Genomic DNA, 19,592 nt, shown 5'->3' on the forward strand with positions numbered 1-19,592 from the left:
GGGCAGCGCGCGGTGGTCAGGCCGGCGGCGCCAGCAGGGCCCGGGCGCGCTGCTGGATCGCTGCATGGGTCTGCAGCAGCCATACCGCGGGGAACGGTTGCGCCAGCAGGTAGCCCTGCACGCTGTGGCAGCCCCAGGACCGCACGGCGTCGAGCTGCTGGCGGGTTTCGATCCCCTTGGCGCAGACCGACGCGCCGGCGCGCCGCGCGGCCCGGCAGGCCTCGCGCAGGCTGTCGGCACGGCCGAGTGCCTCGCGCGCATGGCCCAGTCCCCTCGCGTCCAGCGTGACGGCGTCCGGTTCCAGCGCTGCCAGGGCCTCGCGGCAGGCCGGGCTGTCGTCGAAATCACCCAGCGCCAGTTGCAGGCCACGCCGGCGCAGCGCGGCAAAGCGGTCAATAAGGTCCGCGTCGGTCGGCACCGTGCCGGCCGGCAGTTCGATGCACAGGTGCGCCGGCGCGATGCCGCCCGCGTCGAGCGCCTGCGCCAGGGCTTCCACCATTTGCGGACGATGCAGTTGCGCGCTCGAGGCCAGCAGGGTGAACCGGAGCGGACCGATGGTCGCGGCGGCGCGCACCAGCGGCAGCACGCTTTCCAGCAGCCAGTTGCCGATGCGGCCGACCAGCCCGAGCGTTTCAACGCCCGGCAGGAAGTCCTGCGGCGCCACGCGGCCGAGCACCGGATGCTGCCAGCGCAGCCGCACGGTATAGCCGCTGACGGCGGCGCCGGCAAGGTCCGCGCGCGGCTGCAGTTGCAGGCTCAGTTCGCCGCGTTCGAGCGCGTCGGGCAGCGCAGCCAGCAATGGGGCCGCGGGCGGCGATACCGGCTTGTCGGCGCGGGCCAGGCCAGCGCCGCCCTGGCGGTTGACCCGCAGCATGGCATCGAACGCCTGTTGCAGGCTGCGCTCGGCGGGGATGTCGGCATGGTCGTTGGCCACGCCGATGCTGCAGGACAGGTGCAGCTCGAAGCCGTCCAGTGCGAACGGCCGGGACAGGTCGTCGGCCACGCGGCTGGCCACCTGGCCGGGATCCTGCACACCCGCCGGCAGCCGGGTGATGACCACCAGGTCGGCAGCCGCCAGCCAGTCCATGAAGGCGCCCGGCGGCAGCAGGCAGGCGATGCGTGCCTGCACGATGCCGCGCAGCCTGGCGGAACGGTCAGGCCCGAGGGTTTCGCAGGCGCTGGCAAAGCGATCCAGGCGGATCGCCAGGATCGCCGCCCGGTGCCCGGCCTGGGCGCGGCGAGCGGTCAGCGCGCTCACCAGCGCGGACGGCTGTATCGCGCCATCGCGGCCGCCGGCAGTGCCCTTGACGATATCGTCGGCGTCAGGATCCATGCATGATTTTGCGTGCCGCCGGACCATGGCTTGCGGCGTACGCGTCTCCCCGTATCTGAACTGGTTCTTCGGCAGGCTGCCGGGCATTCGTTGCCAGGCGGCAGCCATGCGTGCCGCGGCCGCTTGCGGGCCGCGAAGCCCGATCATAAGCGAAGGGAACGGAGAGGATCATCGCAGATGGCGCCAAAGTGATTCGGTCGCAACTGCATTTGATCTGGATCAAAGCGGCCCGTACGGGGGGTGGCCGGCAGTGCCGGCCCCCGATGCTTAGCCGGTGGTTTCTTCTTCGGGCCCGTCCTGGGGCGGCAGGCGCTCGGCCAGCACCTTGTCGATGCGCTTGCCGTCCATGTCGACGATCTCGAAGCGCCAGTCTCCCCATTGCACGGTGTCCGCAATCTGGGGCAGCCGCCCCAGCAGCAACAGCAACATGCCCGACAGGGTGTGGTAGCGCTCCTTTTCCTCCTCGGGCACCTGGCGCAGGCCGATGCGGTCTTTCAGTTCCGGAATGGGGATAAGGCCATCGAGCAGCCACGAGCCGTCGTCGCGCTGTACCGCCCATTGCTCGCCGGCGGCCTCGGCCTTGAATTCGCCTGTGATGGCTTCGATCAGGTCCTGCAGCGTGACCAGGCCCAGCACCTCGCCGTATTCGTCGATGACAAAGGCGATCTGCCCGCCCGACGCGCGGAAGTTTTCCAGCAGTTCCATGCCGGTCACGCTTTCCGGCACGAACACCGCGGGCTGCACCGCGGCCTGCAGGTCGGCTTCCTCGCCGCGCAAGCGGCGCGCCAGCAACTGGCGCGCGCTGACCACGCCGATGATGTCATGCATGCCACCGCGCACCACCGGGAAGCGCGAGTGGTCGGATTCTTCGATGCGGCGCAGGTTCTCCTCCATGCTGGCTTCCACATCGAGGTAGACCACGTCGCCGCGGGGCACCATCAGTGACGCCAGCTGGCGGTCATCGAGCCTGAACACGTTGCGCACCATGGTGTGCTCATGCTGCTCGATCACGCCGGCTTCGGAGCCCTCGACCAGCAGCGCATGGATTTCTTCCTCGGTCACGCCGGGGCCGCGGTCGACCTGGGTGCCAAGCAGGCGCAGCACCAGCCGCGTCGAACTCGACAGAAGCTTGACGAAGGGGGTCGAGGCCACCGCCAGCCAGCCGATCGGGCGCGCCACCAGCCGTGCGATGGTCTCGGGCGCCATCTGGCCCAGTCGCTTCGGCACCAGTTCGCCCAGCACGATGGAAAAATAGGTCAGGCCCGCCACCACGATTGCGGTGGCCACATAGCCGGCGGTGGTTTCGGAGACGCCGAAACCCTGCAGCCACGCGCCCAGCGGCTGCGCCAGCGTGGATTCGCCGACCACGCCGTTCAGCACGCCGATCGAGGTAATGCCGATCTGCACGGTCGAGAGGAAGCGGGTGGGGTCCTCCCCCAGCTTCGCCGCGGCAATGGCGCCGCGGTCGCCGTTCTCGATCTGGCGTTGCAGGCGTGCCTTGCGGGCTGTCACGAGTGCAATTTCTGACATCGCAAACAGGCCGTTCAGCAGAATCAGCGCCAGTAATATGGCAATTTCCATCAGGGTGCGCGCCCTCTGCGCGCCGGGTGTCTGAAAAGATCAAGCATACCATTCGCCTGTTACACAACGTCGCCACTGTGATGCGCCGGCCGCAAAGCGGGGCGCTTCGGCAAGCCATCGGCGGATCCATGGATGGCTGCGATTACCTGCCAGGTATTCGCAGCACCGCCTCCGCCATGCTGTAATAGCCCGCATGGAAACCCTGACCCCTGCCTCCGAGGCCACGCTCGACTTCCCCGGACTGCTGCGCTACTGGCGCGGCAAGCGCGGCTACAGCCAGCTTGCGCTGTCGCTGGCTGCCGGGGTGTCGCAGCGCCACATCTCCTTTCTCGAGTCCGGGCGTGCCCGGCCCAGCCGCGAGATGGTGCTGGCGCTGGCCGAGCGCCTGGGCGTGCCGCTGCGCCAGCGCAACCGGCTGCTGCTCGCGAGCGGCTTCGCCCCCGCCTACAGCGAACATGCGCTGAACGCGCCGCCGCTGCAAATGGTGCAGCAGGCGATCGCGCTGATCCTGGCCAAGCAGGAGCCGTACCCGGCCGTGGTGCTGGACCGCTTCTGGAACCTGGTCGACGCCAATGCCGCCTACCGTCGCATGTTCCACACGCTGCTGGGCGGCCGCCCGCCGGCATCGCTCGCGGACGATCCGCACCGGGTCAACCTGATGCTGACCGTGTTCGATCCGGACGGCCTGTGGCCGGTGATCGAGAACGCGCGCCAGGTTGGCCGCTACCTGTTGCGGCGCGTATGGCAGGAATTGCAGGTGCAGGCGCACGACCAGACCGCACGCGGCTTGTTCGCACGCATTGCGGACTGGCAGCCGGACCTGGTCGGTCCCGGCGGCGTGCTGCTGCCGGAGGATGACGGCAGCGACGGGCCGCCGCCGCCGCTGTTGCCCGTGGTGCTCCATGCCGGTGCGTTTCGTGCATCGTTGTTCTCGACGCTGACCACGCTCGGCATTCCGCAGGATGTCACGCTGCAGGAGCTGCGCATCGAATGCTTCTTCCCGGCGGACGACGCGACCCGCCTCCTGTTTGAAACGCAGGGCGGGGCGCATGAGCGGCCGGTCAAAAGCGGTAGCGCAGATAGATGACGTGGAAGGTGGTGCCAGGATTGGGTTCCTTGATGCCGCCGTTGGACAGATGCTGGATGCGGTAGCCCGCGGCAAAGTTGCGGTCCTTGCCGAGCATCACGCCAAGACCGGCGTATTCCGAGAACTGGAACGCAGTGGAGAGGACGTGGTCGTCGGAGGTCCGCGTGCCGCTCAGCAGCCGCGCGCCCACCGACAGCTCGAGGAACGGCACCCAGGTGTGCCGCCACCATCCGATCCGTACCACCGGCGAAGCGCCGAACTCCCACAGATCGTTTGGATTGTTGTTGCTGTCGCTGAGCCAGCGCGCAACGTTGACCTCCCACTGCAGGTCCACCTGCCAGCCCTGCGGGTTGCCCCATGCCAGGCCCGAATCCCAAAGCATGGCAATCTCCGCCTTTTGCACGTGGTGGCTGTCGTCGAAGCCGTAGCCCAGCTGGACCGCCGGCGCCGCGCGTGCGGCCGTGCTCAGGCATCCGGCCAGCGCGAGCAGCGCCGCAATGGCGGTGCGGCGCGGCCGCTGCCACCGCCGCGCCGAAAAGGTTGGAAGGAAGGGGATGCAACGCGCATGGCTGTCGTGTCTGGCTTCTTGGTCTGGTCGGCACATGGGAAGCACGTTGAAAGGATGCGGTGTCGTTGTCAGGCAAGCCAAGGGGGAAAACCGCCGCATGCAGCGCCCCAGGTCTGCCTCCATACCCTATTTGTAGTACACCGGAAGGCACGCTGCGCAAGCCTGATGTGACCGGCGCCACGGCGCGGACAAGTATGCGCGGCGCACGCCAGGGCCATCGTGACAAAGCACAATCGTGCTAACATGCGCGGGCCGGTGCCGGCCGCCACGGCCAGTCCGGTTACGTTACGTCTTCAGGGCGGGGTGAAAGTCCCCACCGGCGGTATGCCGCGACGCGCAGCGCGCGTCCGGCGAGCCCGCGAGCGCTCGCATTCCCGTGCGAGGTCAGCAGACCTGGTGAGAGGCCAGGGCCGACGGTCATAGTCCGGATGAAAGAAGATGAACGGAGCTCGCCCGCATGGCCTGGCGCTTGCCTGGCCGTGTGGTTTGCCGCGCCCTGCGCATCGCAGGGCGCGGTGGTCCGTGCGCGCGCCGACAGCGCGGCGCGCGGGTCGCGCAGTTTCGTTGACCCTTCCCCTGGAACGCCCATTGATGTTGAACCAGGAGCGTTTCATGTCCAGCTTTTCCACCGAAGCCATTGTTCCCGCGGTGTCCGCGGAAATCCCTCCCCCTGCCACGGTCGCCGCAATTGCCGGCGCCGACGCGCGCGCGCTGGAATTGCGTATCGAACAGGCCCTCGAGGCCATGCGCGAAGGCCGGCCCGTGGTGCTGCTCGATGACGACGACCGCGAGAACGAGGCCGACCTGATCCTTGCCGCCGAGCGCCTGACCCATGCCAACATGGCCATGATGATTCGCGAATGCAGCGGCATCGTGTGCCTGTGCCTGCCGACGGACAAGGTGCGCCGCCTGGGCCTGCGGCCGATGGTCGAGCACAACCGTAGCCAGTACGGCACTGCCTTTACCGTTTCGATCGAAGCCCGCGAGGGGGTGAGCACGGGCGTCAGCGCGGCCGACCGGATCACCACCATCCGCGCGGCGATTGCCGAGGATGCGGGCGCCGATGCCGTGGTCAGTCCCGGCCATGTGTTCCCGCTGGTGGCGCGCGACGGCGGCGTGCTGGAGCGCCGCGGCCATACCGAAGGCTCAGTCGACCTGGCGCGCATGGCAGGGCTGTCGCCCGCTGCCGTGCTGTGCGAGCTGATGAACCCGGATGGCACCATGGCCCGGCGCGCCGAAGCCCTCGCCTTTGCCGACATGTACCGGTTGCCGGTGCTGACCATCGAGGACCTGGTCGCCTGGCGACGCCTGCACGGCTGAAGGCCGCGGGGATGCACGGATGCGGGCCCGCCGGCGCGCCGCAATCCGCGCATCCTGTGCGACAATGCGGATCGCTTTTTCCCGTCTACATGAGGGTAATTCCATGATGTTCCGCATTGTTAAACACGCAGCAGCGCTCGCTGGCTGCGTGTTAGGCCTGGCCATGCCGCAGGCGCACGCCGATGACGGCGCCGCACCGGCCGCTGACGCGCCGGCCTCTGCATCCCGTCCGGCCGCTGCCGCTGGCCTCTACGAATGCCAGATCGCCGGCACCGGCACCGTGTTCCGCTCGACGCCCAAGGAAGGCTGCCGCCTGGTCGCCGCGCCCGATCCCGGCGCACCCGACCCGCAGCGCTGGCTGCCGCTGATGGGTGCCAATGGCGTGATTTCCTATTTCGATCAATCGGCGGTGCGCCGCCAGGGCACGCAGGTTGGCGTGGTGGTGATGCGCAATTCGCCGTCAGGCGTGATCCGCACCGCCAGCGGCGAACCGATCCGTTCTTCGCTCAAACGCATGGTGCTGAACTGCGCCACGTCGATGTTCGCCGTGGTCGAGCAAACGCTCTATAGCAAGCGCTTTGCGCGCGGCGATTCCCTCTATACCATCCGCGCGCCGCAATACGGCACCTTCCAGGTGGCCGGCCCCGGCACCATCGCCGGGGAACTGCTGCGCAAGCTATGCCGCTAGGCCAGGGCCGCGCGGCACCGCTGCGCCAGGCTGGCTTATTCGCCCACGTGGCGCGACTTCCATTGCCCGTTGGGCTGCTTGCAGAACCAGCCGCTCCAGTGCTCTTCGGCGCTGCCGCGCTTGAGCTCCGACTTCAGGCGCCGGCACGGCTGGCCCTTGTCTGTCTTGCTCTCGACCGGGGTGATGGTGCCGTCGATCTGCTGGCGCCGTCCGGCGGCCGGAAAGGTCCATGCCACGGACTGGCCATCGGCGGTGTCGTTCAGCGCAGACCGCACTGACTTGGCCAGCGACGCGCCTTCCTTGTCGTTGAGCGTGCCGATGATGGTGCCGCTCAGGTAGTTGTCGAAGTAAGCGTGCGCCGGTGCGGCGGCAGCGAACAGCAGCGCAGCCCCCAGCGCGCCCGCCAGGGCGGCACGCAGGGTGGGACGGGCGAGGCTGGCAGGGGAAGAGGTTTGCCGGGTCAGCATGACGGCTCCTTGTGGCTTCACGGTGGCGTTGGAGTGGCATTGTAAGCGCAATGCGCGGCAGTGGACGACGGTTGCCGGCGCGGCACGCCAATCGTGGCCACCGGGCCGCGGTTGACACGTGCAGGGCCCTGACCTAGCGTTGATTTCTGCCCCCTTCGTGCCGCCGGCACGAGAGCGGTCCATTCCTGCGAGAGGAGATCCCATGACGCTGCGCTATCTCACAATCGGCCTGGCCGCGGCCTGCGCCTTTGGCACGCTGCACGCTCAGACCGGCAAGGCCGACAAATTCAATCCGTACACCGACGGTGCCAAGCAGGGCGATTTCAATCCCTACACCGAAGGGGCGAAGCAGGACAAGTTCAGCCCGTACAGCGACGGCGCAAAAAGCGATAACGTGACCTCGCTGAACCCGGGCGCGAGGCCCGACCAGATGGAGCCGATCCAGGGCGGAGCACAGAAGTCCTTCGACTCGTTCAGCCAGGGCGGCATGAACACCGGCAAGTTCGATCCCTATTCCGAAGGTGCCAAGAGCGGCAAGTTCGATCCCTACAGCGAGGGCGCTAAAAAGTAACAGTGTATTAAACCGGGCGGACGCGTTCCGGCCCCGCGCGACGAGCGAGCGCTGCTGCCTGCGGGCACCGTGGTCGCCGGCGCTTGGGGGCGGTGTGACCTCATCGCCCGGAAAGCCAAGCGTGGTGCGGCTTTCGAGGTACCTCGCCAACATTTTGTTTCAAACCTTGCGTGATCGAAACGTGACTTTTGCGTCTCGAATTGCTATGGTTTATTGCGCATCGCAACAAACCGGACACGGTGCCACGCGGGCATATAGCCCCGCGTCGGGGCCTCGCCACTCGGCGCCGCGCTCATCTCTTGCCGTGTCCTTCATCGTTCAGGCCGCTGATGCCGGCCGCTCCGATTCAACCGACCACCCTGGCATACATGTCACAGATCGCCACGCCACGACTATCCGAACCGTTTACCTTGCCCGCTGCTGGGCCAGGTGCCCGTCGCCGCGCGGCGCGGGCCGGCGCACGGATCGCGGCCTGGCTCGGCGGCGGCGCGCTGGCGTTGTGCGCGATGGCGGCCCATGCATTCGACTTCGACACCGTTGCGTCGCGCGCGCGCCAGCTGGCGGCGTCGCCCTACAAGGCGCCTGCGCAGAACCTGCCGCGCGAGTTGCGCGAGCTGACCTACGAGCGCTATCGCGAGATCGAGTACAAGCCCGAGCGCTTCGCATGGCGCGGCACGCGTTCGCCGTTCGAGCTGTCGTTCTTCCACGAGGGCATGGTGTTCGACCAGCCCGTGCGTATCCATGAAGTGGTGGGCAACAGCGTGCGGGAATTCCGCTTCGACCCTTCCGCGTTCAACTACGGCCCGCACAAGGTTGATGCCGCCAAGCTGAAGGGGCTGGGCTACGCCGGCTTCCGCATCCTGTATCCGCTCAACCAGGGCAAGCGCAAGGACGAGCTGGCGTCGTTCCTCGGCGCCAGCTACTTCCGCGCGCTGGGCAAGGACCAGTGGTACGGGCTTTCGGCCCGTGGCCTGGCAGTGGATACCGCGCTCAACTCGGGCGAGGAATTCCCGCGCTTCGTTGAATACTGGATCGAGCGCCCCGGCGTCAACGCCAAGGAAATCACCATCTATGCCCTGATGGACTCGCGCCGCATGAGCGGGGCGTACCGTTTCATCATCAAGCCGGGTGCGGAGACCGCGATGGAGGTCAAGTCGCGCCTCTACCTGCGCGAGAACGTGACCAAGCTCGGCCTGGCGCCGCTGACCAGCATGTACCTGTACGGCGAGAACCAGCCGTCGCCAGCGCAGGATTTCCGCCCCGAGGTGCACGACTCGGACGGCCTGTCGATCCACCTGGGCACCGGCGAATGGGTCTGGCGTCCGCTGGTCAATCCCAAGCGTCTGCTGGTGACGTCGTTTGCCGCGACCAATCCGCAGGGGTTCGGGCTGATGCAGCGCGACCGCAGCTTCAACAGCTACCAGGAAATCGGCGCGTGGTATGAGCGCCGGCCCAGCGGCTGGGTGCAACCGCGCGGCAACTGGGGCTCGGGCCGGGTGGAACTGGTGCAGATCCCGACGCCGGACGAAACCAACGACAACATCGTTGCGTACTGGGTGCCTGACAACCCGCCCAAGCCCAGGCAAGCCTTCGACTACGAGTACCGCCTGCTGTGGCAGAAGGACGGCGAGCAAGAGCCGCCGCTGTCGTGGGTGACCCAGACCCGCCTGGGCCAGGGGCAGACGCGCAGCAAGGAAGACACGAGCTTTTCGCTGGTGGTGGACTTCGAAGGCCCGGCCTTCCGCAGGCTGCCGGCGGACGTGCGCATCGACCCGGTGGTTTCGGCCGATGCCAACGGCGAGCTGTTGAAGACGTCGGTGCAGCGCAATGACGCGACCGGCGGCTGGCGCATGACCATGCTGATGCGCCGCAAGGACGAAACCAAGCCGGTAGAGTTGCGCGGCTATCTTCGCAACGGCAATACAACCCTGTCCGAGACGTGGAGCTACATCTTACCCCCCGGCTAAAGCAGCGACCGGCCCAGGCGGCGGCATGCGAGCGCTATCTCGACCGCCTGCCCGTATCGCCTGAAGTGCGCAGCGAACTGCTGGCCGACAGCGCCAGCCTGGCCGCCGCGGCGGCATCGGTCACGCCGCTGGCTGCGGTGACGCCGGTGATCCCGGTCACGGCCGACGGCCGCGACGCGCAGGAGGCCATCACGCGCCTGCAGTCGAGCCTGGCCGGCAAGGACACGCCGCCGGCGCACGGCAGCAGCGCCTACGCCTCGGTGCAGCGTCGCTTCGCCATGGCCTACGGCAATCCGCAGGTGGGCGGCGCGCCTTTGCTGCGCCGGCGCGACGACGGCACCGTAAAGGTGGACACCGGCCCCGCGCCCGAGCGCAGCTCGATGGTGCCGCGCCAGTGGCCGCCGCATATCGTCACCGGCTGCATCCGCAACACGTGGCGGCGCATGCTTGGGCGCCCCCCGGTTCCCGAAACGTGGGACACCCTGCACGACGGACCCGATGCCGAAGGCAAATGGCATCCAGCCGGCTCGCACCGCCGCTGGGTGCTGCTGGGCCTGGTCGGGATCCAGACCGTGCTGGCCACGTACTTCATGACCAACGTGCTGCCGTACCACGGTGCCGATCCGCTGGAGATTGCCATCCTGGTGCTGTTCGCCATCCTGTTCTCATGGGTGTCGGCCGGCTTCTGGACCGCGATGATGGGCTTCCTGGTGCTGGCCAAGGGCGGCGACAAGCATCTGATCTCGCGCTCGGCGGCGCCGGACCGGCCCGATGCGCCGATCGCGTCCGAGGCCCGCACGGCGATCATCATGCCGATCTGCAACGAAGACGTGACCCGCGTCTTCGCGGGTTTGCGCGCCACCTATGAATCGCTGTCGCGCACACCGCACCTGTCCAACTTCGATTTCATCGTGCTGTCGGACAGCGGCAATCCGGACCTGCGCACCGCCGAGCACGATGCCTGGATGGAACTGTGCCGCGCGGTCGGCGGCTTCGGCCGCATCTTCTACCGCTGGCGGCGCCACCGCGTGAAGCGCAAGACCGGCAACGTGGCCGATTTCTGCCGCCGCTGGGGCAGCAAGTACCGCTACATGGTGGTGCTCGACGCCGACAGCGTGATGAGCGGCGACTGCCTGGCCACGCTGGTCCGGCTGATGGAAGCCAACCCCGGCGCGGGCATCATCCAGACCGCGCCGCTCGCGGTGGGCCGCGAAACGCTGTATGCGCGCGTACAGCAGTTCGCCACGCGCGTGTACGGGCCGCTGTTTACCGCCGGGCTGCACTACTGGCAGCTGGGCGAGTCGCACTACTGGGGCCACAACGCCATCATCCGCGTCAAGCCGTTCATCGAGCATTGCGCGCTGGCGCCGCTGCCGGGCCGCGGCCCGCTGTCGGGCGAGATCCTGTCGCACGACTTTGTCGAGGCCGCGCTGATGCGCCGCGCCGGCTGGGGCGTGTGGATTGCCTACGACCTCGAAGGCTCGTACGAAGAACTGCCGCCGAATCTGCTCGACGAGGTCAAGCGCGACCGCCGCTGGTGCCAGGGCAACCTGATGAACTTCCGGCTGTGGCTCAAGCAGGGCTTCCACGTGGTGCACCGCGCGGTGTTCCTGACCGGCATCATGGCGTACCTGTCGGCGCCGCTGTGGCTGCTGTTCCTGCTGCTGTCCACGGCAATGCTGGCCAAGCATGCGCTGGTGCCGCCGGAATACTTCACGCAGCAATACCAGCTGTTCCCGACCTGGCCCGAATGGCATCCGGAGAAGGCCCTGGCGCTGTTCTCGGCCACGGCCACGCTGCTGTTCCTGCCCAAGCTCGCCAGCGTGGTGTTGCTGATGAAGCAGGCGCGGCGCTACGGCGGCGCGGTGCAGCTCTTTGCCAGCATGCTCATCGAGGTGCTGCTGTCCGCGCTGCTGGCGCCCACGCGCATGCTGTTCCATACCAAGTTCGTGGTCGCGGCATACAGCGGCTGGGGCATCTCGTGGAAATCGCCGCCGCGTGAAGATGCCGAGACCACCTGGGGCGAAGCGTTCCGCCGCCACGGCTGGCATACCGCGCTGGGGCTGGCGTGGGGCGGGCTGGTGTACTGGCTGAACCCGTCCTATGTGCTGTGGCTGCTGCCGATCGTCGGTTCGCTGGCGCTGTCGATCCCGCTGTCGGTGATGCTGTCGCGCGTCTCGCTGGGGCGCGCTTCGCGCAACGCGGGGTTGTTCATGATCCCGGAAGAAACGCTGGTGCCGCGCGAGATCGTCGAAACGCAGCAGCATGTCGAAAACGCTGCCGAAACGCCGAACTTCGTCGACGCCGTGGTGGACCCGGTCACCAACGCGCTGATGTGCGCGACCGCGACGCCGCGCGTGGTGCAGCCAGAATCGGCGCGCAAGCGCCACGAAAGCCTGGTCGAGCATGCGCTGACGCACGGGCCGCGCGCGCTGACCCCGGCGCAGAAGCACGTGCTGCTTGGCAACCCGTTCGCGCTGGCGCGCCTGCATGAACTGGTGTGGGGCTCGCCGCTGGCCGACGCCGGCTGGAAGGACACGCGCATGCTGGTGCGGCGCGCCGCCAACGTGGTGCCGCTGCGCCCCCGCGCCGCTTAAGGCGTATTGCCTGAAACAAGAACGGCCCGCATCAGCGGGCCGTTCTTGTTGGCACTGGCGCGTGGCTCAGCGCAGCGCAGCGCTGCAGATCGGGCCGTTGATATAGACGTCGCCGATGCGGCGCTCGCCGCGGTCCTTGCGGGTCATGTAGCGGAACAACATGCTGACGCCCAGCTTGGTCAGGATCTCGACATCGCGGTTCGCGCAGATATTGCGCTGCAGCGGCGCGGCATAATTGACCTCGAAGCTGGCCAGGTCGAGCATCGGCCCCCGGTAGTTGGTCAGTTCCAGTTGAAACAATACGTGCTTGCCCGGAACCGACTGGCAACGGCGCAGGCGGGTTTCGCCGTCGATCTCGATCGGCAGGGCATCGTTGAGCTGACGGCAGGCGCGCGCCAGCACGTTGTCGGGACGGGTGGCGTTGCGCAGCAGTTCGGGCACGCCGGCGGCGCCGGTGTTCTGGCCGGTGGCCGCGCCCTTGAGCATGCGGGCGACCGGGTCGGCTTCATCGGACGCGGGAACCAGCAACGGGACATTGGCGACATTGGCGACATTGGCATTACGCAACTGCGCCGGCGCCGCGCTGGCCGTCAGCGGCAGCGGCAGCAGCAGCACGGCAGCGAGGGCGGCGGTGCCTAGCGAAGCAGAAAGCGGCGTTGGTCGTATTCTCATGCAGGCTAATGTTGCGGGGACCTGTACTGTCGTCCCTCTCTGCGAGGCCGACGGCGACTCTTACGCCGACAGGCTGGCATTGTACCCTCCACCCCGGCGCGCATGAAAGCCGCGCCCCGCGCGTTGTCGCGCCGCCGAGTTGCCATGCGCATGAACACCAAGGGCACTGACACCACTATTCACCAATCCTGCCAGGATTGCCAGCTTTGCCGGAGCCGGTTTGCGGCAGGCAAATCTGGCAGGCCGGTTTTTACGTGCCATCGCCCGCCACCTTTGCCGGTCCCGTCCATATTGGTTATGTTGTGCAACAATTGCACTTTCACCGGCGCTGCCCGCGCGGTCAGCGTGCGGGCAGCGCCATCGCCCTCGGATACTCTCCCCATGCCTCATCCCGCAAGCGCCGCCCCCACGTCGCGTTTTCCTGCCTGGCTGCTGATCTGCGGCTCGCTGATGGCGATCGCGCCGCTGTCGATCGATATGTACCTGCCGAGCTTCCCCACGCTGGCGGGCGATCTGGGCGTCGACATCGGGCAGGTCCAGCTGACCCTCGGCGCCTTCCTGGTCGGGCTTGCGCTCGGACAGGCTTTCTATGGTCCCTTCAGCGACCGCTTCGGGCGCAAGCCGCCGCTCTATGTCGGGCTATGTCTCTACGTGCTCGCCGCCATGGGCTGCGCGCTGGCGCGCAACGTGGAATCGCTGATGCTTTGGCGCTTCCTGCAGGCGCTGGGCGGCTGCGCCGGCATGGTGATGGCGCGGGCGGTGATCCGCGACCGGCTCGAGGCGCATGAATCGGCGCGGGCGTTTTCGTCGCTGATGCTGGTGATGGGCGTGGCGCCGATCCTGGCGCCGATCATCGGCGGCGCGGTCCTGACCGTATCGGGCTGGCGCGCCATCTTCTGGGTGCTGTCCGGGGCCGGCCTGCTGATCCTGCTGCTGGTCCACCTGCGCATGGAGGAATCGCTGGACCGCCGCCATGCGGCGCCGCTGCGGCTCGGCACCGTGGCCCGCAGCTACGCGGAACTGCTGCGCGACCGCGAGTTCCTCGGCTACTCGCTGTCAGCCGGGTTCGGCTCGGCCGGCATGTTTGCGTATATCTCGGGTTCGCCCTTCGTGCTGATCGAACTGCACGGCATCGCGCCATCGCACTATGGCTTTGTGTTCGGTGCCAATGCGCTGGGGCTGATCACGATGTCGCAGCTCAATGCCCGGCTGGTGCGCGGCCGTTCGCTCGACCAGGTGCTGGGCGCCACGCTGCTGGCGGCGCTTGCCGCTGGCATGGTGCTGGCCGTCGCAGCGCTGGCGGGGATGGCGGTGCTGCCGGTACTGCTGGGTGGGTTCTTCGTGTTTATCGGCGCGCTGGGCTGCGTCTCGCCGAACGCTTCGGCACTGGCGCTTGCGCACCAGGGGCACCGCGCCGGCACGGCTTCGGCGTTGATGGGCACGTTGCAGTTTTCGCTGGGCACGCTGGGCGGCGCCGCGGTCAGCGTGTGGCGCGACGGCAGCGCGCTGCCGCTGGGCGTGGTGATGGCGGCCTGCGGCGCGGGCGCGGTGCTGATGCGCCATTACGGGCGATCGGGTGCGCGCGCGCGCCCGGGCGCCCGCTGACAACCGGCGCCGCGCGCCCGCTCAGGCGGCCTGCTGTGCTGCGGCATGCTCCGCGGCGGCGTGCGGCAACCCGGCCTGTTGCACCACTACCATGTGAGCCGGCATCGGCGCCGCGTAGCCGGCCTGGCCAAAGCACTCGCGGATGATGCGGTTGGTGTCGAAATACACTTGCCAGTAATGATCGTTGTGGCAATAGGGCCGCACCGCCAGTACCGGACCGACCAGCGTGAATTCCAGGATCTCGACGTCGACCGGCGGCTCGGCCAGCACGTTGGGGATCTCGGCAATGCGGGTCTTCAGCAGCGCCGCGGCTTCGGCCACGTCGGTGCTGCCGGCCAGCTGCGCTTTCAGTTCCACGCGCCGGAACGCATTGGCGGTGAAGTTCTGGATGGTGTCGCTGAAGATCTTGTTGTTGCCGATCACGGTCTGCACATTGTCCGGCGTGTCCAGCGTGGTCGCGAACAGGCCGATCTCGCGCACGGTGCCGGTGGTTCCGCCAATGGTGACGAAGTCGCCGACCTTGAACGGCCGCAGTACCACCAGGAATGCGCCGGCGGCGAAGTTCGCCATCAGCCCGGACCAGGCCATGCCGATGGCCACGCCTGCGGCAGCGATCAGCGCGGCAAAGGTGGTGGTCTGGATGCCGAAGTAGCCGAGGATGCCGATCACCAGCACCACGTTCAGCGTCACGGTGACGATGGAACCGACATAGCGCAGCAGCGTGGGATCGACCTTCTGCTTGCCGAGCGCGTTCTGCACCATGCGCACGACAAAGTGGATCAGCCAGCGGCCAATGACCCAGAAGGCGAGCGCCGCCAGGATCTTGACGCCGAATTCGGTGGCGTAGGAGACCACCAGGGTTCTGAGGTTATCGAAGGTAGAGGCGTCCATTGGCGTAGTCCTTTCGAGTTGGTGTAACCGGCCAGCCGCCGACCCAACATCCCCCGAACCAGCCGGCTGCGGCGTGCGAGCCCCTGCGCGTTGCGCGCAATGACCGGGCACGGCAATTATTGAGAGGCCGCGTGCCGAAGTGCAAGCAAATAATTGTTAAGACAAGCCGCCTTGCACGGCTTGTCTGTTTATATCGCAAATGCGCTGGCGCGGATTACCAGTTGGTTTCGCGCTCGGGTGTCGCGGAAATCCGGTGCACGGTCAGGTCCGCGCCATTGAACTCGCCTTCGGGGTCGAGGCGGATGCCAACCAGCCGCTTCAGCGTGCCATAGACCAGCGTGCCACCGGCCAGCGCCACCACGATGCCAAGCAGGGTGCCGAGCAGTTGCGCGCCGAGCGAGACCCCGCCGAGGCCCCCCAGCGCCTTCACGCCGAAGATGCCCGCGGCGATGCCGCCCCAGGCACCGCACAGCCCGTGCAGCGGCCAGACGCCGAGCACATCGTCGATATGCCACCTGTTTTGCGCCAGGGTGAACATATAGACGAACAGCGCGCCCGCCACGGCACCCGTGACCAGCGCGCCAAGCGGATGCATCAGGTCCGAACCAGCGCATACCGCCACCAGGCCGGCCAGCGGCCCGTTGTAGACGAAGCCCGGATCGTTGCGTCCGGCCAGCCAGGCGGCCAGCGTGCCGCCAGTCATCGCCATCAGCGAATTGATCGCCACCAGGCCGCTGATCTTGTCGACGGTCTGCGCGCTCATCACGTTGAAGCCGAACCAGCCCACCGCAAGAATCCAGGCGCCCAGCGCCAGGAACGGGATGTTGGACGGCGGATGCGCGCTGATGCGGCCGTCCTTCTGATAGCGGCCGCGGCGCGCGCCCAGCAGCAGCACCGCAGGCAGCGCAATCCAGCCGCCCAGGGCATGCACCACCACCGAGCCGGCAAAATCGTGGAAGGGCGCGCCGGCGATGCGCGTCAGCCAGTCCTGGACGCCGTAGCGCTGGTTCCACACCATGCCTTCGAAAAACGGATAGACAAAACCCACCAGCACGAACGTGGCAACCAGTTGCGGATTGAAACGCGAGCGTTCGGCAATACCGCCGGAGATAATCGCCGGAATGGCGGCGGCAAAGGTTGCCAGGAAAAAGAACTTGACCAGTTCGTAACCGTTTTTCTGGGCCAGCGTTTCGGCGCCGGAAAAGAACTGCACGCCATAGGCGATGGTGTAGCCAATAAAGAAATAGGCGATGGTGGACACCGCGAAATCCACCAGGATCTTTACCAGCGCGTTGACCTGGTTTTTCTTGCGCACCGTGCCCAGTTCCAGGAAGGCAAAGCCGGCGTGCATGGCCAGCACCATGATGGCGCCAAGCAGGATAAACAGCGCGTCGGTGCCGGTCTTCCAGTTGTCCATAGTGACCTCATGCTCAAAATGGGCGCATCCGTATGCAAAAAGCATTCCAGAGTCGGCCGCATCCTGGTGCCGGCTGCACCGTAGCGGGTAAAGATCCGCACCGGCATGCCGCGGGCGGTCCATCCCTTGGCGCATGGTGGCATCGGCCAGCTGCCAGCGGCCGGACCGCGTGCGCCAAAATGGCGCGAACAAGGGGGCTTTGCGCGACCTGTTGTGGTGCGTCGCCCTATTTGGGGGAATCTGTCCTATGCTGAGTAGTTTTGGGGGCGCGATTTCAGGCCAACCGCCCCGGCCCGGCAAAATGGGGCGCCTGGCAAGTGCGAACAGCAGGGGAAATTGCCCGCTAACCGGCCTCAAGCAAGGATTTGCGGGTTTTTTTGTCGCATTGGTGCCACTGGGGATTGCTCAACGCGCGACGGGCAGATTAGACTGCGCCGATCGATGGCCGGCCGCGAGGCCGGCACATCGGTGACGACGACCAACAAGGGAAATCAGCCATGAATAAAGGTGAACTGGTATCGGCCATCGCCGCGGAAGCAGAATTGAGCAATGCCGCCGCCGAGCGTGCGCTCAACGCAGCGCTGGACAGTATCAAGAAGGCAGTGGCAAAGGGTGATTCTGTAACGCTGGTGGGTTTCGGCAGCTTCGCCGCCGGCAAGCGCGCTGCCCGTACCGGCCGCAATCCGCGCACCGGCGAAACCATCAAGATTCCGGCCGCCAAGACGGTCAAGTTCTCGGCAGGCCAGGGTTTCAAGGACGCCGTGAACAAGAAAAAGTAAGCAGTTTGCGTCCAAAGCGAAAGAAGCGGCCTGGCAGGCCGCTTTTTTTATGTGCCGGTCCCTGCGCCAGCGGGGGCGACGCGGCGCCATGACGCCGCAACGGCGCGGCGATCCGGGTTAAACTGCCGGCGCCCGCAGCCGGCAATCCCGCCCCCGCAATCTTCGTTTCCCGCATCATGAATGACCTGTCCCACCAGCTTTCCATGACCGTGCTGATGACGCCGGACATGGCCAATTTCTCTGGCAACGTCCACGGCGGCACCATCCTCAAGTACCTGGACATGGTGGCGTATGCGTGCGCCAGCCGCTATGCCGGCCGCTACGTGGTCACGCTGTCGGTAGACCAGGTCGTGTTCCGCCAGCCCATCCACGTGGGCGAGCTGGTGACCTTCCTGGCATCGGTCAACTACACCGGCCGCAGCTCGATGGAGATCGGCATCAAGGTGGTGACCGAAAACATCCGCAGCAAGCTGGTGCGCCACACCAACAGTTGCTATTTCACCATGGTGGCGGTGGACGACAACGGCACCCCCGCCGAGGTGCCGCCGCTGGAGCCGCGCGACGAGGTCGAGCGCCAGCGCTTTGCCGCCGCGCAGCAGCGCCGCGCGCTGCGCCAGGAAATGGAAAAGCGCCACGGCGACATCAAGTCGTCGGTGAACTGAGTATCGATGCGTGATACAGCCATGAAGTCCCCACACCCACTCGTTCGACTCCTGTTCGCCGCCGCTTGCGCCAGCGCCGCCGCGGTTGCCGGTGCCGAGGAGATCGGCAGCGTCAGCACCAATTTCCGCATGACCGGATCCGACAAGGTCGTGATCGAAGCCTATGACGACCCGCAGGTGGACGGCATTACCTGCTACGTGTCGCGCGCCCGCACCGGCGGCATCAAGGGCCAGCTCGGCATGGCGGAAGATCCGCCCGAGGCCTCGATCGCTTGCCGGCAGGTGGGGCCGATCGGCTTCAAGGGGCCGATCAAGCAGCAGGACAATGTCTTCTCCGAGCGCATGTCGATCCTGTTCAAGGCGCTGCACGTGGTGCGCGCGGTCGACCGCAAGCGCAATACACTGGTCTACCTGACGTATTCGGACCGCATTGTCAGCGGCAGCCCGCAGAACAGCGTGACCGCGGTGCCGGTGCCGGCGGGCACGGTGATTCCGGTGAAATAAGCGCAGCGGCCGGGGCGGCCCGTCATCAGCGGGCCAGCGCCGCGGTCTCCGCCTGGCAATCGCGCGATGGCCGCGCACCGGCAGCGCGCGCGGCAGCCACTTCACTGCGTGCCCGTTCCAGGTCTGCGCGGAAGGTGGGATCGGCATGCAGCCGTGCCACGGTGGCCGCCGCCATGGTGCGGCCCGCGTTGACATCGCTCTGCCAGTGCACGTTGCACACCACGCGGCTTTGCCCGAAGGCCTGGCCGCGCGCCAGCAGTTCATTGGCGCGCGCGGGCTCGATCTCGGTCAGGATCAGCGCCCAGGCCCAGCCGATGGCGCTGTGGCCGGACGGGTAGGAACCATCCTTCTCCAGCTTGGCGGCCTCGGCCTGCGTGCACATCGGGGTCTTGTTGGCCACGAACGGGCGGGTGCGCTTGTAATGGTCCTTGGCCTTGTACGTGGACAGGCCGGCATCGACCAGGCTGCGGCGCAGCAGCATGTTCAGGTAAGGCGTGTCTTTTTCGCTGACCGGCACGCCCAGCGCGCAGGAGAAGGTGCTGGCGGCCTGCGGGAACGTCAGCTCGGCATCGTCGGACGCCAGCTGCCAGCGTGGCGAACCGCGCAGCGGACCGGCCTGGCGCGCGGCGTCCTCATCCAGCGCCAGCGCGGCCGATCCAGATGCCGGCGGCGCGGGCAGCAGCTGCAGGCTGTCGGGACGCGCATCGGCGGCGAGGTAGCCGGCCGGCACCCCGGGACGCAGCTCCGGCACCGCGGCCAGGTTGGTGCCACCGGCGGCGCAGCCGCCCAGCAGCGCGGCGAGCGCTGCCGCGCCAAGCATCCGCATGGGTTGGGAGAGGGAGGAATCCGGCTTGGCTTGGTCCGTCAATTTGTTTTCCTGGTA

At 67.2% G+C, this 19,592-nt stretch carries 18 protein-coding genes and 1 riboswitch; of the genes, 10 read left to right on the forward strand and 8 right to left on the reverse strand.

Features of this window, described 5'->3' with window-relative positions; translation table 11 throughout:
• Nucleotides 1-16: 16 nt before the first annotated feature.
• Together RALTA_RS21050 and RALTA_RS21055 are read right to left on the reverse strand one after the other, a co-directional pair.
• The gene (locus RALTA_RS21050) at nt 17-1,333 is read right to left on the reverse strand and encodes an EAL domain-containing protein (protein WP_012355948.1); all 1,317 of its coding nucleotides are present in this window, start codon (nt 1,331-1,333) and stop codon (nt 17-19) included.
• 267 nt (nt 1,334-1,600) lie between these two features.
• Nucleotides 1,601-2,914, reverse strand: coding sequence for a hemolysin family protein (locus RALTA_RS21055; protein ID WP_012355949.1), 1,314 nt, complete (start codon nt 2,912-2,914; stop codon nt 1,601-1,603).
• Between the two features lie 193 nt (nt 2,915-3,107).
• Here RALTA_RS21055 and RALTA_RS21060 point away from each other — a divergent pair, with 193 nt between their 5' ends.
• Nucleotides 3,108-4,001 (forward strand): helix-turn-helix domain-containing protein, encoded by an 894-nt coding sequence (locus tag RALTA_RS21060; RefSeq protein ID WP_012355950.1) that lies wholly within the window; start codon nt 3,108-3,110, stop codon nt 3,999-4,001.
• Here the strand turns inward: RALTA_RS21060 and RALTA_RS21065 are convergent.
• Nucleotides 3,976-4,692, reverse strand: a complete 717-nt coding sequence (locus RALTA_RS21065) for an acyloxyacyl hydrolase (RefSeq protein WP_232347884.1) — start codon at nt 4,690-4,692, stop codon at nt 3,976-3,978. The two genes, RALTA_RS21060 and RALTA_RS21065, sit on opposite strands and share 26 nt — an antisense overlap.
• A 162-nt stretch (nt 4,693-4,854) precedes the next feature.
• Nucleotides 4,855-5,013: riboswitch (FMN riboswitch) on the forward strand.
• A gap of 168 nt (nt 5,014-5,181) precedes the next feature.
• On the opposite strand from RALTA_RS21065, the gene ribB reads away from it, so the two are divergent.
• Nucleotides 5,182-5,889, forward strand: coding sequence for a 3,4-dihydroxy-2-butanone-4-phosphate synthase (ribB, locus tag RALTA_RS21070; RefSeq protein WP_012355952.1), 708 nt, complete (start codon nt 5,182-5,184; stop codon nt 5,887-5,889).
• Nucleotides 5,890-5,992: 103 nt separating this feature from the next.
• On the forward strand, nt 5,993-6,577 hold the full coding sequence (locus RALTA_RS21075; RefSeq protein ID WP_012355953.1) for a surface-adhesin E family protein: 585 nt from the start codon (nt 5,993-5,995) through the stop codon (nt 6,575-6,577).
• A 35-nt stretch (nt 6,578-6,612) separates the two neighbouring features.
• Here RALTA_RS21075 and RALTA_RS21080 read toward each other — a convergent pair whose 3' ends face one another.
• On the reverse strand, nt 6,613-7,044 hold the full coding sequence (locus RALTA_RS21080) for an RT0821/Lpp0805 family surface protein (protein WP_012355954.1): 432 nt from the start codon (nt 7,042-7,044) through the stop codon (nt 6,613-6,615).
• A gap of 202 nt (nt 7,045-7,246) precedes the next feature.
• Here RALTA_RS21080 and RALTA_RS21085 point away from each other — a divergent pair, with 202 nt between their 5' ends.
• From RALTA_RS21085 to mdoH, 3 genes are all read left to right on the forward strand, one after another.
• Nucleotides 7,247-7,615, forward strand: coding sequence for a hypothetical protein (locus RALTA_RS21085; protein WP_012355955.1), 369 nt, complete (start codon nt 7,247-7,249; stop codon nt 7,613-7,615).
• A 368-nt stretch (nt 7,616-7,983) separates the two neighbouring features.
• Entirely contained in the window at nt 7,984-9,582 is a 1,599-nt protein-coding gene (locus tag RALTA_RS21090; RefSeq protein ID WP_012355956.1) for a glucan biosynthesis protein G, read from the forward strand.
• Nucleotides 9,555-12,179 (forward strand): glucans biosynthesis glucosyltransferase MdoH, encoded by a 2,625-nt coding sequence (mdoH, locus tag RALTA_RS21095; protein ID WP_012355957.1) that lies wholly within the window; start codon nt 9,555-9,557, stop codon nt 12,177-12,179. Before RALTA_RS21090 ends, mdoH begins: the two co-directional genes overlap by 28 nt.
• 66 nt (nt 12,180-12,245) lie before the next feature.
• On the opposite strand, the gene RALTA_RS21100 is transcribed toward mdoH, so the two are convergent.
• Entirely contained in the window at nt 12,246-12,851 is a 606-nt protein-coding gene (locus tag RALTA_RS21100; RefSeq protein WP_012355958.1) for a hypothetical protein, read from the reverse strand.
• Between the two features lie 381 nt (nt 12,852-13,232).
• Between RALTA_RS21100 and RALTA_RS21105 the strand changes: the two genes are divergently transcribed.
• Complete coding sequence (locus RALTA_RS21105) at nt 13,233-14,456, forward strand: Bcr/CflA family multidrug efflux MFS transporter (protein ID WP_012355959.1); 1,224 nt, start codon at nt 13,233-13,235, stop codon at nt 14,454-14,456.
• Between the two features lie 21 nt (nt 14,457-14,477).
• Here the strand turns inward: RALTA_RS21105 and RALTA_RS21110 are convergent, their stop codons facing one another.
• On the reverse strand, nt 14,478-15,347 hold the full coding sequence (locus RALTA_RS21110; protein ID WP_012355960.1) for a mechanosensitive ion channel family protein: 870 nt from the start codon (nt 15,345-15,347) through the stop codon (nt 14,478-14,480).
• Between the two features lie 214 nt (nt 15,348-15,561).
• Nucleotides 15,562-16,764 (reverse strand): ammonium transporter, encoded by a 1,203-nt coding sequence (locus RALTA_RS21115; RefSeq protein ID WP_012355961.1) that lies wholly within the window; start codon nt 16,762-16,764, stop codon nt 15,562-15,564.
• Nucleotides 16,765-17,261: 497 nt separating this feature from the next.
• On the opposite strand from RALTA_RS21115, the gene RALTA_RS21120 reads away from it, so the two are divergent.
• The 3 genes from RALTA_RS21120 to RALTA_RS21130 all read left to right on the forward strand — a co-directional run bounded on the left by RALTA_RS21120 (nt 17,262) and on the right by RALTA_RS21130 (nt 18,709).
• Nucleotides 17,262-17,543: an HU family DNA-binding protein gene (locus RALTA_RS21120; protein WP_012355962.1), complete on the forward strand. Its 282-nt coding sequence runs from the start codon at nt 17,262-17,264 to the stop codon at nt 17,541-17,543.
• A gap of 176 nt (nt 17,544-17,719) precedes the next feature.
• Nucleotides 17,720-18,205: an acyl-CoA thioesterase gene (locus RALTA_RS21125; RefSeq protein WP_012355963.1), complete on the forward strand. Its 486-nt coding sequence runs from the start codon at nt 17,720-17,722 to the stop codon at nt 18,203-18,205.
• Nucleotides 18,206-18,226: 21 nt separating this feature from the next.
• On the forward strand, nt 18,227-18,709 hold the full coding sequence (locus RALTA_RS21130; RefSeq protein WP_041232541.1) for a CreA family protein: 483 nt from the start codon (nt 18,227-18,229) through the stop codon (nt 18,707-18,709).
• Between the two features lie 25 nt (nt 18,710-18,734).
• Here RALTA_RS21130 and RALTA_RS21135 read toward each other — a convergent pair whose 3' ends face one another.
• Nucleotides 18,735-19,577 (reverse strand): acid phosphatase, encoded by an 843-nt coding sequence (locus RALTA_RS21135; RefSeq protein WP_012355965.1) that lies wholly within the window; start codon nt 19,575-19,577, stop codon nt 18,735-18,737.
• Nucleotides 19,578-19,592 lie beyond the last annotated feature (15 nt).

Source organism: Cupriavidus taiwanensis LMG 19424 (assembly GCF_000069785.1).
Lineage (GTDB): Bacteria > Pseudomonadota > Gammaproteobacteria > Burkholderiales > Burkholderiaceae > Cupriavidus > Cupriavidus taiwanensis.